The sequence below is a fragment of the Collinsella aerofaciens genome, from assembly GCF_009876115.1.
Lineage (GTDB): Bacteria > Actinomycetota > Coriobacteriia > Coriobacteriales > Coriobacteriaceae > Collinsella > Collinsella aerofaciens_N.
In genome coordinates, this window is record NZ_WWSY01000001.1 from 409,785 (window position 1) to 422,748 (window position 12,964).

The 12,964-nt window shown below is 61.1% G+C and carries 12 protein-coding genes; 1 reads left to right on the forward strand and 11 read right to left on the reverse strand.

All coding sequences use genetic code 11. The features are described 5' to 3' along the window. Window positions 1–14 precede the first annotated feature (14 nt). The 11 genes from GT571_RS01850 to murC form a co-directional block, all read right to left on the reverse strand. Window positions 15–752 (reverse strand): YggS family pyridoxal phosphate-dependent enzyme, encoded by a 738-nt coding sequence (locus tag GT571_RS01850; RefSeq protein WP_089571590.1) that lies wholly within the window; start codon window positions 750–752, stop codon window positions 15–17. Window positions 753–871: 119 nt separating this feature from the next. Further along, window positions 872–1,729 (reverse strand): phosphate signaling complex PhoU family protein, encoded by an 858-nt coding sequence (locus tag GT571_RS01855; protein ID WP_099431534.1) that lies wholly within the window; start codon window positions 1,727–1,729, stop codon window positions 872–874. A 92-nt stretch (window positions 1,730–1,821) separates the two neighbouring features. Then, the gene (pstB, locus tag GT571_RS01860) at window positions 1,822–2,625 is read right to left on the reverse strand and encodes a phosphate ABC transporter ATP-binding protein PstB (protein ID WP_089571588.1); all 804 of its coding nucleotides are present in this window, start codon (window positions 2,623–2,625) and stop codon (window positions 1,822–1,824) included. A 12-nt stretch (window positions 2,626–2,637) separates the two neighbouring features. Next, window positions 2,638–3,543, reverse strand: a complete 906-nt coding sequence (gene pstA / locus GT571_RS01865) for a phosphate ABC transporter permease PstA (RefSeq protein ID WP_055251684.1) — start codon at window positions 3,541–3,543, stop codon at window positions 2,638–2,640. A gap of 3 nt (window positions 3,544–3,546) precedes the next feature. After that, entirely contained in the window at window positions 3,547–4,473 is a 927-nt protein-coding gene (gene pstC, locus GT571_RS01870; protein ID WP_161155060.1) for a phosphate ABC transporter permease subunit PstC, read from the reverse strand. 1 nt (window position 4,474) lies between these two features. After that, window positions 4,475–5,311 carry a phosphate ABC transporter substrate-binding protein gene (locus tag GT571_RS01875; RefSeq protein WP_161155061.1) on the reverse strand — a complete coding sequence of 279 codons (837 nt, stop codon included), beginning with the start codon at window positions 5,309–5,311 and terminating at the stop codon, window positions 4,475–4,477. Further along, window positions 5,308–6,108 (reverse strand): purine nucleoside phosphorylase YfiH/LACC1 family protein, encoded by an 801-nt coding sequence (locus tag GT571_RS01880; RefSeq protein WP_161155063.1) that lies wholly within the window; start codon window positions 6,106–6,108, stop codon window positions 5,308–5,310. The genes GT571_RS01875 and GT571_RS01880 overlap by 4 nt, the downstream gene beginning before the upstream one ends. Window positions 6,109–6,318: 210 nt before the next feature. Continuing rightward, window positions 6,319–7,473: a cell division protein FtsZ gene (gene ftsZ / locus GT571_RS01885; protein WP_055251674.1), complete on the reverse strand. Its 1,155-nt coding sequence runs from the start codon at window positions 7,471–7,473 to the stop codon at window positions 6,319–6,321. A 199-nt stretch (window positions 7,474–7,672) separates the two neighbouring features. Beyond that, window positions 7,673–8,461: a cell division protein FtsQ/DivIB gene (locus tag GT571_RS01890; protein ID WP_338400871.1), complete on the reverse strand. Its 789-nt coding sequence runs from the start codon at window positions 8,459–8,461 to the stop codon at window positions 7,673–7,675. A 424-nt stretch (window positions 8,462–8,885) separates the two neighbouring features. Then, the gene (murB, locus tag GT571_RS01895; RefSeq protein ID WP_161155065.1) at window positions 8,886–9,797 is read right to left on the reverse strand and encodes a UDP-N-acetylmuramate dehydrogenase; all 912 of its coding nucleotides are present in this window, start codon (window positions 9,795–9,797) and stop codon (window positions 8,886–8,888) included. Between the two features lie 5 nt (window positions 9,798–9,802). Continuing rightward, window positions 9,803–11,221 (reverse strand): UDP-N-acetylmuramate--L-alanine ligase, encoded by a 1,419-nt coding sequence (murC, locus tag GT571_RS01900; protein WP_161155067.1) that lies wholly within the window; start codon window positions 11,219–11,221, stop codon window positions 9,803–9,805. 225 nt (window positions 11,222–11,446) lie between these two features. On the opposite strand from murC, the gene GT571_RS01905 reads away from it, so the two are divergent. After that, entirely contained in the window at window positions 11,447–12,739 is a 1,293-nt protein-coding gene (locus GT571_RS01905) for an IS30 family transposase (protein ID WP_161155068.1), read from the forward strand. The last annotated feature ends 225 nt before the right edge of the window (window positions 12,740–12,964 follow it).

The following is a 12,964-nucleotide window of genomic DNA, read 5'->3' on the forward strand; positions in this document are numbered from 1 at the left end:
CGCACTTCAGAGCCTTATTTTACTGCAAACTCCGGGCTAAATACTACCCTGCCCAGGCGAACGAGCGTAGAGCCCTCCTCAAGGGCAGGCTCAAAGTCCTCGCTCATGCCGCAGGAAAGCTCAGGCAGGTTCAAATCGGGATGCGCAGCCTCCAGCTCATCCCTCAGCTCACGAAGCCCCGCAAAGGTGCGGCGTGCCACATCCTTATTCCCCCGGGGCGCCATAGTCATAAGCCCCTGTACGCAAATTCCCTCAAGTTCCGCAAGCTCACCCGCGGCGGCGCGAATCTCATCGGGCGAAAAGCCTCCCTTCGACTCCTCACCACTCACATTGACCTCGATGAGCACACGCTGGGGGCCGGCGAGCTCGCCTGCCTCAATCTTGCGAACAGCACGGCTCGAGATCGCCTGCGCCAGATGCAGCGAACCCACCGAGTGAATCAGCTCGGCTGAGCCCAGCACCGCATTGATCTTATTGGTCTGCAGGTTGCCGATCATATCGAAGCGCACCTCGGGCAGCTCCGGATGCTCCGCCAGACCCGTGAGCTTGCGAACCAGCTCCTGCGGGCGGTTCTCGGCAAAATGGCGATACCCCGCCTGGATGGCGGCAACGGTCTCATCGACACCAACGGTCTTGGACACGGCAATGAGGCGCGCGGCGTCGTGGGGGCGGCCCGCGCGATCGAGCGCCGCATAAAAACGTTCCAGAATCTGCTCGCGGCGAGCGCGCATCAAGTCCAAATAGTTATCCATTGCCAATCGCCTCCGCTGACAGCCAAACAAGTAGTCCCATGCTAACGCAAGAGCGCGGCCCCGCATGTGCAAGGCCGCGCTCACTTAGGTATTTACAATCTTTCGACGAACGGGGCTACTTACTCCTCGTCGTCCTCGCCATCGTCCTCGTCCTCAAGATGATCGAGCAGGTAGCGAAGACCCTCGCTGACCTCGTTAACGGGCACCTTGGCAACGTAGCGCGCGTCGACGGCGGGCCTCATGATAACACCCTCGCCCGAAGGCACGCGCATGCTCTCGAGCTCATCCTCGTCCACACGGGCGATATCGCCGGCGTTCATACGCTGACCAGTCAACAGGAAGGTCAGACGGCAAGCGGCATCGATGGAAATCGAAGCGATGCGATCGAGGTAGCGCGAAACCATGATGGCGCGGCGCAGGTCGTCATAGTTGCTGTCGTCGTCCATAAAGTCGCCCGTATCCATACGGTTAAAGGTGCGGAAGAACTTCTCGTAGGCGGCGTGCACCGGCTCGTCCTCGACGGCCAGGTTGCAGATGATGGACATGTCATTGGTGACGAGCGCAGAAAGCGAAGAGCCCAGCACCTGGTAGACGGCCTCAGCCTCGGCCTCGACCGTGCCGACAAGCTCCTTGGGCAGCGAGATGTCGGCCTTGATCATATGACGCGTGGCACGGCAGATCTGACGGACCTTATCGGTCATGCGCTGAAGGTTAAAGTCGACGTAGATGATCGTCTGAAGCAGGCGGAAGTCGGAGGCGACCGGTGACTGCGTGGCGATCAGGTTGTAGCAGACGGCCTCCAGGTTGGCGCAACGCGCGTCAATCGAAAGCGTGCGCTTCTTGGTCTTGGTGGCGAGCTTGCGGTCGTCGGTCACATAGGCCTTCACGGCATCGTGGAGGGCCAGATCGACGGCCTCATAGATGCTCAGCATCTCGTGACGGGCCTCGACGAGCTGACGGGAAAACAGTTTGCGCATGGTTCACTCCAATCAGTTGGGTGCGGTCATGCCGCCCGCACAGTGAATACGCACCGGACCAGGTCCGATCGGCTTGGGACTAGTCGCACCGATCAGCCAAAGCGGCCGGTGATATAGTCTTCCGTCCGCGAGTCCACCGGGCTGGTGAAGATCGCGTCGGTTTGACCATACTCGATGAGCGTGGCGGGCTCGCCGGCAACTTCCTGCAAGAAGAATGCGGTGTAGTCGCTGATACGAGCTGCCTGCTGCATTGAATGCGTGACGATGATGATCGTCATCTCGGGCGCCAGCTCGGCCATCAGATCCTCGACCTTAGAGACGGATGTGGGATCGATGGCGGAGCAGGGCTCGTCCATCAGAAGGACATCGGGTTGCACCGCAAGCACGCGCGCGATGCACAGACGCTGCTGCTGACCGCCCGAGAGCGCCAAACCATCCTTGTTGAGCTGATTGGATACCTCTTTCCAGAGGTTGGCGCGCTTGAGCGATTCTTCCACGATGTCATCGAGGTCGCTTTTGCTAGTCACGCCCTGCAGACGAGGGCCAAAGGCGACATTCTCGTAGATGGATTTGGGAAACGGGTTGGGCTGCTGAAAAATCATGCCCACGCGGCGACGGAGGTCGACCGGGTCGACGCCCTCGGCATAGATATCGTTGCCGTCGAGCGTCATGGTGCCCTCGACGCGCGTACCCTCGATAAGATCATTCATGCGGTTGATGCAGCGCAAAAACGTCGACTTGCCGCAGCCCGAAGGGCCAATGAAGGAGGTGATGGCGTTTTTGGCGATGTTGAGGTCGAGCCCCGTCAGCGCATGAAAGTCACCGTACCAAAAGTTGAAATCCTTGGCCGTAATGGCCGCTTGCTCCAGCGTGGGAGCGGACTGATAAACGGACATGGGACTCCTTAACTAGCGACGCTTGCGCGACAGGAAGCGCGCAAACAGGTTGAAGGCCAGAATGATCACCATCAGCAAGAGCGCGGTGCCGTAGGCTGCGTTCATGTTGATGCCGTCGTTGGCAAGCAGGTACAGGTGAACGGTCATGGGGCGGCCGGAATCGAGCGGCGAGATAGGTAGATTGATGGCCTGGCCCATGGTGTAGAGCACCACGGCGGTCTCGCCAATGGCACGGCCGATGGCAAGGACAATGCCCGTGGCAATACGGCCAAAGGCAGAAGGAAGCACGATCTTGGAGACAACCTGCCACTTGGTGGCGCCCAGGCCATACGCGCCCCAACGGATATAGCGCGGAACGGCGCGAATGGCCTCTTCGGTGGTGCGCATGACGATGGGAAGCATCAAGAGCGCAAGCGCCAGAGCGGCCGAGACCATCGAAAGGCCCAGACCCATAGCCTCGACAAACAAGGCGTAGCCAAACAGGCCCATAACGATGGAGGGCACCGAGGCCAAAGCGTCAGCAGCGTAGCGAATGAGCTCGACGATCTTGCCCTGCTTGGCGTACTCGGCCAGATAGACGGCTGCCAGCACAGCGATCGGCGTGCAGATAAGCATGGCGAGCGCCGTCACATAGACGGTCGAGACGATCGTGGGCCAAATACCGCCCTCGGCGTTGACGCCCTGGGGCCAACCGAAGATAAAGTCGAGCGAGATGTGTGGCAGGCCGTTGATGACCACGTAGGCGATGATAGCGACCAGCACCAGCGTGGTGATGTAGGCAGCCGCGCGGAATACGCCGAGCATGATCTTGTTGGACAGGTCCTTGTTGATGCGACCCTTCTTGCCATGGGAAAGGGCACGCTTGATGCGCTCGCGCGACGAGGTCGTATCGACCGTCGTGTCAACGGAATCGGACATAGCCTACCCCCTCTTCTTCTTTGAAATCAGACGGACGACGCCCACCAGCGTGGCGGAGATGATAAACAGGACCACGCCCATGCCGAACAGCGCCGAGCGGTGCAGACCCGAGGAATAGCTCATGTCGAGCGCGATCTGGCTCGTGAGCGTCGAGATGGGGCTCGCAATGCTGTCGGGAATAACCGGGGCGTTACCCACGACCATGAGCACGGCCATGGTCTCGCCGATGGCACGGCCCATACCCAGCACGATCGCATCCACGATACCCAGCTTGGCGGCAGGTAGCACGACCTTATAGATGGTCTGCCACTTAGTAGCACCCATGGCATACGATGCCTCGCGAATACCCATGGGAATGGAATTGAGGGCATCGATGGTGAGCGTGGTGATGGTAGGGACGATCATGATGGCAAGCACGAACCACGCCGTCAGCGCACCAAAACCAAGACCACCGGTCAGTTGCGCGATAAACGGACGGATGATGATCATTCCAAAGAAGCCATAGATGATAGAAGGGATGCCGGCCAACAGGTCAACGGCAGGGCTGATGAGCTTGCGCACGCGCTTGCTGGCGATCTCGACCAGATACACGGCCGTGCCCACGCCTAGGGGCACACCCATGGCGAGCGCACCGACGGCCACCAGACCCGAGCCGGCAAGCAGCGACACGATGCCGTAGTGGCCCTCAGAGGGCGCCCACGTAAAGCTAAAGAAGTCCGCCAGACCGATGTCGGTAAAGACGGGCAGCGCCGAGTACGTGGTAAAGACAAAAATCAGGATGACGGTAACAACCGCCAAGAACGCGCAGGCAAAGAAAATCCACTGCAGCGCCTTCTCCTTGATATAGGTGCTGCGCGATACGAGCGCCAGCTCGCGCTTCTTGGGCGCCTGAGCATTCTGCTCAGTCTGGGAGTTTTCCTGTGCTTCCATGCTACTCACTCCCCTTCTCGTCGTTGGTGACGGGAATAAAGCCCGCCTCGCGAATCTGCTTGTCCATCTTTTCGGACGTCACGTAGTCGATGTAATCCTGCGCCTGCTGCGAAGGCGCACCCTTCACAAAGAAGTAAAGGTCGCGCGAGATGGGATAGCCGCCACTCGCGACCGTCTTCTCGGACGCCTCAACATGATTGACCGAGACGGCCTTGACCGAGGTCTTGGCGTTGAGGCTATCGACGAAGCCCAGCGAAATGTAGCCGATAGCCCCGCGCGAACGAGATACCACGTCGCGCACCTGGCCCGTGCCCGAAAGAACGGCGGAGCGGCGATCGAACGGGGTGCCGTCCATCACGATGGTGCGGAAGGCTTCACGCGTGCCAGACGCCTCATCTCGGTTGATAACCTGAATCCTCAGGTCCTCGCCACCGACTTCTTTCCAGTTGGTGATCTTGCCGGCATAGATATCGCGGAGCTGCTCGGTCGAGAGGTTATCGACGGGGTTGTCTTCGTTCACGATGACCGCGATACCGTCGTGGGCAATGACGATGGGAGTCAGGCCCAGATCCCGTTCGTCGGCATTGAGTCCACGGGAGGAGCTGGCGATATCGGCCGTGCCAGCGCTGACGGCTTCGATGCCAGCGGAAGAGCCCAAACCGGAAACGAGCACGTCGATGCCGGTCTCCTCCTTAAAGCCCTCTGCCGCAATTTCGGCGATAGGAAGGCAGGTCGTGGAGCCGGCCACGGTAATGAAAGAGGTAGAAGATCCCGAAGAACAGGCGCACAGCGTAAGCGTAAGCACAGCGGCGCTCAGGACCGATACGATCTTTCTCATAGCATCACGCCGATCGCGGCATGGCGCCCACAGGTGCCGTCCTCGTTACGGTAGGAATAAAAGCGGTCGTTCTGACGCACGGTCGAAAGCTGGGTATCCACGATATTATCCGCGTCGACACCGACATCTACCAGCGCCTCGCAAATGGCAGCGGAAAGATCGAGCATGCGAGAGGCACTCGCATCGATGCAAGAGAACTCGGCGGCAAAGCGATCCATGAGCTCCTGGGAAACCTCGTACTCGTCACCCAGGATATGGGGCCCGATATAGGCGGAAACGTCGCTCGCATCGCAGCCGGCAGCATCGCAAAGCGCCTGGCACGCCTTGGCAGAAATACGTGCAATCGTGCCCTTCCAACCGGAGTGCACCACGGCAAATCCGCCGGGGGCCACCAGCACCACGGGAACGCAGTCGGCAAAGCAGAGCAGCACGGGCACGTCATGGGCCGTACAGACGATGGCATCGCAGCCCTCGGCAATCTGCTCGCGAACAGCCTCAAGATCGTCGGCGCCGTTCGAAGTCACCGTAACGATATGGTCACCATGTACCTGATTGGGCACGAGCAGATTATGCTCGCACTCAGTGGCGCCCATAGCTTCGAGCGCTCGACGACGATTTTCTTGAACTGCAAAGGGGTCATCGCCTACATGCGAGCCCAGGTTGAGCGAGGAGTACGCATCTTCGGAAACGCCACCGGCGCGCTCGGTGAAGGCAAAGCGAACATCGGATGTCGCGCCCTCCACCAACGTAACTCCATCATGGTCGACACGCGAAACGTTGTCCGCACGTGCTGCCATACTAAAGCCTCCTAATAACACAAGTACCGCGGCATCGCCGCTACAGCCCGCGTTTATACGGCTGTCATACTTCTCTAAAAGGATACCTGCTGCGCTGGAGGCAATCGTAAAGGGAACGTAAAGAGATTGGAGGTTCTAGTTTACAAAGTCGAAATAAAAAGGGCGCGTCCATACGGACACGCCCCTGTGCACAACAATGCAAAGAACGACTTAGAAGCTACCGCGCTTCAGGAAGTCGGGAAGCTCGAACTGGTCGTTGCCAAAGTTGGGCAGCTCGGTACCACCGACGTTGCGGGTCGGAGCGGCCTGAGCCGGGCTGGCAGCCGGAGCGGTGCGCTGCGGCTCAGCGGAGGCAGCGGCCTTGCTCTGAGACTGCTGAGCAGCAAAGAGCTCATCCTGACGGTTGACGTTGGAGTCGGAGAAGCCCGTAGCGATGACGGTGATACGCACCTGATCGCCCAGGGACTCGTCGACAACGGTACCGAAGATGATGTTGGCCTCGGGGTCGACGGCGTTGGCGACAACGTCGGCGGCGTCGCTGATCTCCTGGATGCCCAGGTCCTTGGAACCGGCGATGGAGAGCAGCACGCGCGTGGCACCATCGATGGAGCTCTCGAGCAGCGGGCTGGAGATGGCCTGCTGGGCAGCGTCGACGGCACGGGTATCCCCAGAAGAGGTACCGATACCCATCATGGCGGTACCGGCCTGCTTCATGATGGTCTTAACATCGGCGAAGTCCAGGTTGATGATACCGGGGACGGTGATGAGGTCGGTGATGCCCTGGGTGCCCTGGGAAAGGACGCCATCGGCAATCGCGAAGGCCTCGAGCATGGTGGTCTTCTTCTCGGCGATGTCGAGCAGCTTATCGTTAGGGATGACGATCATGGTGTCGACGCAATCGGAGAGGGTCTTGATGCCCTCCTCGGCGCTCTTCTTGCGCTTGCGGCCCTCGAAGGTGAAGGGCTTGGTCACGACGGCGACGGTCAGTGCGCCGACCTCGTTCATCGCGATATCGGCAACGATGGGAGCAGCGCCGGTACCGGTGCCACCGCCCTCACCGCAGGTGATAAACACCATGTCGGCGCCAGCAAGCGCCTCGGCAATGTCGTCGCGGGACTCATCGGCAGCCTTGCGGCCAACCTCGGGGTTGGCGCCGGCGCCCAAGCCGCGGGTAAGGTCGGTGCCGATGTGCACCTTGATATCGGCATCAGAGATCGCGAGTGCCTGAGCATCGGTGTTGATGGCAACAAACTCGACGCCGCGGATGCCCTCTTCGATCATTCGATTGACCGCGTTGGTACCGCCGCCGCCGACGCCGACCACCTTAATGACGGCAAGGTAGTTGTTGATCTCTGTCTCGTGCATGTCGGTCCTCCGAACAAAGGTTATAGCCATAGCATGGGTCGACCCCTGCGCACATTAACCTTCAGGTTGAAAGTAAATGCAAAGGTAAACCGTATTATGTTTGCACATTATGAACGTATCAGTCAAATAATTGACCGTGAAAACCAAACAAACCAGATAAACGGCGTGGTATGGCCCCTCAACAAAGCATCAACCAGCGCTACGAGGTCGGAGCATTCCTAAATGTGTAGTTGCCCGGAGAGCGCACATTGATATACGTTACGCCCTCTACCTGCGAAAGCAACTTGGTGACTACGCGTTCCTTCTTGGCGATATCGTCCGAATCGCCCAGCGACACCTCAATGCCGTTATTGAGGTTTGCCGAGATGACTTCGACCGAAGGCGTGGAAATATCCTTGACTTGTCCCAAGAACTCGCTCGAAAAACCACGCACATAATCCAGGCCGGCCTTAACGGCTTTGGAGTTCACCGCCTGGCCGGAAACCGGAGCGACATCCGCCGAGACATCAGTCAACAACACCGCGCCATAATGCTTGGCGAGCGCCAGCGCGGCATCGATTCCGGTCAAGGTATTTGAGCCCTGCCCTGTCGTGATGACGTTGCCCTGGTCGTCCACTTCGACCGACGTCGACAGCGGGGCGATCCAGGTGTCATCGTCTCCGATAGCCCAGGCAAGGTCGTCGGAGCTGATATACGCAATGGCGATAACTTTACGCTCCGTCGGCGTGATGATAAGCGTATGGGGAAACTGGCGCTGGACATCCACGCCCGAAACCCACGGGTTCTGCTTGAGATCCTCGGTAATCTGGTCGGGATCGACGTTAAAAAGCGACGTTCCCTCGGGCAAGTCGATCAGCTGGATAGCATCGTGCTTCGTCACATGCTCGCTGCCTTGAATCTGAATATCAGTGGCAGTAAACAGTCCAGAGTTGATCACCACGATGGCAACGACGACGAGCACGGCCAAGACGGCCAGAACGCCGCCCACGATTTTGCCTTTGCCTGTAACGACAGAAACGGCGTCTGATGTTTTATTTGCCATCGCTCCAAGTGAAGATAACGGGTTGAAACCTTTTTTACTCGAAGGCTTCTTGGCGGTAGCCGGCACCGATGTCAGCGAGCGCGGTTTCGATGCGCCCAGCGTGCGACCTGGACGCGCCGCTTTAGTTCCCGTCGAGGGCTTGGGAGCTGCCATGGGACGGGCAGGCTTGGCGCCCATAACAGGCTTTGACGTCACCGAGGGACGCGAGGACTTTTTTGCGGCCGGACGATTACCGAGCTGCGAGCCGACGACCGGACGACTGGTCTGTCGAGCATGCCCAACAGACTTAGAGTGCGCGACGGTATTGCGTTGAGGTTTGGCAGGCGCGCCGGAACGCCCTCCGGCGCGGCGGAAGGTAGGTTTCGATGCTCTAGAAGCCGAGGAATTTAACTTCCGGTCTGAGCTCGATGCCATACGCCTCCCTCACCTTTCCGTGCACATGTCTGATAACCGCGGCAACGTCATCGGCCGAGGCAGTTCCGTTATTAACGATAAAATTAGCGTGAACGGGCGAAACTTCCGCGCCGCCAATCGAAAAACCCTTTAATCCACAATCCTCGATAAGCTTGCCCACACTCGCATCGGGCGGGTTGCGAAAGACAGACCCGCAGGATGCGCGACCCATGGGCTGCGTACGCTTGCGCCTTGTAAGGTACCGCTCCATGCGCTCGCGAATGTCGGCCTTGGGCGCCGGTTTAAGCTTGAGCACGCACTCGAGGATGATCTCATTGCGGGGAAGGCTACATTCGCGGTAGCCCCAAGAGATCTCGGACCCCGCATAATGCTTGATACCGGATGCCGGGTCAAACGTTACGACATCCTCAACCAGCGAGCCAATCCACTCGGTCCGCGTGCCGGCATTCATAGATATCGCACCGCCGACCGAACCAGGAATGCCAACGGCAAACTCAAGGCCCGAGAGGCTACGCGACAGGGCATCGTTGACCAGGCGCGCAAACATCACGCCCGCACCGACCGTCAGCGTACAACCGTCATCGGCAACAACCGTGCGCTGGAACTCACGTCCGAGCGAAATGACGGCACCGCGATAACCGCCATCGGCAACCAGCAGATTGGAGCCCTTGCCGATGATGACCCACGGCACCTGCTCGCGATCGAGCACCGCCACGGTGCGGCGGAGGGCATGATAGCTATGGCACGTCACAAAGAGGTCGGCCTTGCCGCCGATACGATAGCTCGTATGACGCGCAAGGCGCTCGTCCTCGATCACATCCGTGTCGATCATGCCCGAAAGCGCCATGACGGCGTTAAACAGACCCATTAGACTTAAGCGTCTTTCTTGGCAGTCAGATGCTCAATGAACTCGGGACCGACGGTCGTAACGTCGCCGGCACCCATGGTGAGCAGCAGGTCGCCCTCGCCCACCATCTGCTCGAGCTCCTGATTGAGCTCAAGACGGCTGGAGCAGTACACGACCTCCTTGCCAGGATGCTTGGCGCGCACGGTATCGGCGAGCATCTTAGAGGTGACACCCGGAATGGGCATCTCGCCAGCCGAGAACACATCAATCAGCAGCAGTTTATCGGCATTGGCAAATGCATCGGCAAAGTCGTCGCACAGGGCCTGCAGGCGCGAATAGCGGTGCGGCTGGAACACGACGTCGACGTGCTTGTAACCCAGCGACGAAGCGGCAGCAAGCGTCGCCTTGATCTCGGTGGGGTGATGGCCGTAATCATCGACCACGGTGATGCCATCGATATCGCCCACGTGGGTAAAGCGACGGCGGACGCCCTCAAAGCTCGAGAGCGCCTTGGCGGCGGCGTCGATGTCAAGGCCCAGGACATGGGCGACGGTGAGCACCGCCGTGGCGTTGAGCATGTTGTGGCGACCGGGATTGCTCTTGATCTCCACAGCGCGCTCAGTGCCGTCCTCAAAGCGAACGATAAAGTCACTCTGGATACCCTTGACATCCGGGTGCATGCAGACGATGTCGTTGCTCTCGGCAAAGCCGTAGGAAAGCACGTGACGGCCCGTCGACTTGGCGAGCTCGACCAGATGCGGGTCCTCACCGCAGACGATGACGGTGCCGCCCTCGCCCACCAGGCTCATGAATTTGGCGAAAGTTGCCTCGATCTCCTCGATACCCGAGTAGTGATCGAGGTGGTCGGCCTCGACGTTGGTCACAATGACTACGTTGGGGTTCAGGAACAGGAAGGAGCTGTCGGACTCGTCGGCCTCGGCGACAAAGTAGTCGCCCGAGCCGTTCTTGCCGTTCGTGTCATAGCCCTCGACGATGCCACCGATCAGGAAGCTCGGATCCAGACCCATGCGGTCGAGCATGGTGGCACACATCGAAGACGTGGTGGTCTTGCCATGCGTGCCGGCAACAGCGACGGTAGTGTAGCCGTGGCCCAAAGCAGAGAGCATCTTGGCACGGGGCCACACGGGAATGCCCAGCTCGCGAGCGCGCACGAGTTCAGGGTTGGACTCCGGAATAGCGGTGGAGACAACAACCACGTCGGGCTTGACCTCGTCGATCGTGGCGGCCTCATGGCCCACATGCACCTTCACACCAGCGCGGGTAAGCTGGCGGATATAACGTGACGTCTTAAGGTCGGAGCCGGTAACGGCATAACCGCGCTCGTGCAGAACGAGGGCGATGCCGCTCATGCCGGCGCCGCCGATACCGATAAAGTGGGCGCTCTTAAACTCGGGCGCGGAGGTTGCAGTCTGGGAATCAGCCATGTGCTCGTGTACTCCTTGCGTAAACACTGCCTGTAACCCGTTAACTGTACCGCACCTACCGCATCAGCGCGAGGGCGACCGAAGATATCCCGTCTAACTAACGCAAACCTTGATTGGCAACTTCATCCGAACACTTCCCACATTCATCCGTACATGTACGGATGAATGTGGGAATCCGATACCCTGAGGGCCGGACCGGCCGGCCCCGGGAGATCGGAGGACGGCATGTCCGGAAAGAGGAAGAAGGGGGCCGGGAAGGCGGCCCCGAGGGCCTACGGCAGGCTCACCAGGCACGAGCGGGACACGCTCCAGAGGATGCTGGAGCGAGGGGCCTCGTGCAGGCAGATCGCGAGGGAGCTGGGCAGGTCGCCCTCGACGGTGTGCTCGGAGGTGGCGTCGCACAGGTTCGTGACCGCGCCGAGGGAGAGGCGCGGCGAGCGAGTGGACGCCTCCGCCGACCTGTCGGCGGCCTGCCCGCGCCTGGCCGCGTGGCCGCGCTGCTGCAACGGGTGCGGGCGGTACCGCGCGATCGGCTGCAAGCGCCGCCCGCACGTCTTCTACGATGCCCGCGCCGCGCAGCTGTGCGCGGACTCGGTCCTCGTCTCGTCGAGGCGCGGGATAGACGCCGACGAGCCCGCCGCGGCCGAGGCGCTCGCCCTCATCCGCGACGGCCTGGGCCGGGGGCTCTCGCCCGAGCAGCTGTCCGCCCGCAACGGCGGGCCCGTGGACCTGTCGCCCTCGACGATCTACCGCTGGGTCGCGGCTGGCTACGACGGCATGACCAACATGGAGCTCAGGCGGAAGGTCGGCTACAGGCCGAGGAGGCGCGCACCGGCGGCCTCGGCCACGCGGCACTCGCCCCGCAGGTCGTACGCCGCGTTCCTCGGCCTGGGCGAGGACGCGTGCGCCGCCGCCTGGGAGATGGACACCGTCGAGGGCGCGCGGGAGGACAGCGCCTGCCTGCTCACGCTGCTGCACCGCCCCAGCAGGCTGCAGCTCGCGCTGCCGCTCGCGGCGAAGGACGCCGAGAGCGTGGCGGCGGCGCTCGGGGGCGTGCGCTCGGTGCTGGGCGCCGGCGGCACGGGGAGGGTCTTCCGCGCCGTGCTCACCGACAACGGCGCCGAGTTCTCCGACGAGGGCGCGATCGCCGCGCTCATCGGCGAGGAGCCCGGCGAGACGAGGCTGTTCTACTGCGACCCTAGGCGCAGCGACCAGAAGGGCGCCTGCGAGCGCAACCACGTCGAGATCAGGAAGCTGCTCCCCAAGGGCCGCGGCCTCAGGTTCGACCGGCTGGTCCCGGCGGACCTGTCGCTGGCGATGTCGCACGTGAACTCCGAGCCCCGCGGCGCGCTCGGCTTCGCGACGCCCGCCCGCGCCTTCCGGGCGATGCTCGGCGACGACGCGGCGGCGCTGCTGGAGGCGTACGGCATCGAGGACGTGCCCATCGACGAGCTCGACCTGACGCCGGGCCTCATCGCGCGGGCGCGCGCAGAGAGGGGCGATGCCCCGCTGTCCTAGCCTAAGGGAAAACGGAATAGACTGACCGACCGTTCGGCTGAGTCTGGGAAGAGGTGCCGGGCGGTGGGCGGAGCATGGCCACCGGACCCATCGAAACACATCTCCACCGTTCCTTCAACTGGGAAAACGGCGCCCCCGGGCCCCGGGAGGGGCAGCGGGGGCGTTCGGCTAGGTGCGGGAACGGCCTATTTGCTCAATGTGTTCGGCTGAGATCGGAAATCAACC

Coding starts and splice junctions, on each gene's coding strand:
- GT571_RS01850 (WP_089571590.1), bottom strand. CDS start 752: ATGGATAACTATTTGGACTTGATGCGCGCTCGCCGCGAGCAGATTCTG.
- GT571_RS01855 (WP_099431534.1), bottom strand. CDS start 1,729: ATGCGCAAACTGTTTTCCCGTCAGCTCGTCGAGGCCCGTCACGAGATG.
- pstB (WP_089571588.1), bottom strand. CDS start 2,625: ATGTCCGTTTATCAGTCCGCTCCCACGCTGGAGCAAGCGGCCATTACG.
- pstA (WP_055251684.1), bottom strand. CDS start 3,543: ATGTCCGATTCCGTTGACACGACGGTCGATACGACCTCGTCGCGCGAG.
- pstC (WP_161155060.1), bottom strand. CDS start 4,473: ATGGAAGCACAGGAAAACTCCCAGACTGAGCAGAATGCTCAGGCGCCC.
- GT571_RS01875 (WP_161155061.1), bottom strand. CDS start 5,311: ATGAGAAAGATCGTATCGGTCCTGAGCGCCGCTGTGCTTACGCTTACG.
- GT571_RS01880 (WP_161155063.1), bottom strand. CDS start 6,108: ATGGCAGCACGTGCGGACAACGTTTCGCGTGTCGACCATGATGGAGTT.
- ftsZ (WP_055251674.1), bottom strand. CDS start 7,473: ATGCACGAGACAGAGATCAACAACTACCTTGCCGTCATTAAGGTGGTC.
- murB (WP_161155065.1), bottom strand. CDS start 9,797: ATGGGTCTGTTTAACGCCGTCATGGCGCTTTCGGGCATGATCGACACG.
- murC (WP_161155067.1), bottom strand. CDS start 11,221: ATGGCTGATTCCCAGACTGCAACCTCCGCGCCCGAGTTTAAGAGCGCC.
- GT571_RS01905 (WP_161155068.1), top strand. CDS start 11,447: ATGTCCGGAAAGAGGAAGAAGGGGGCCGGGAAGGCGGCCCCGAGGGCC.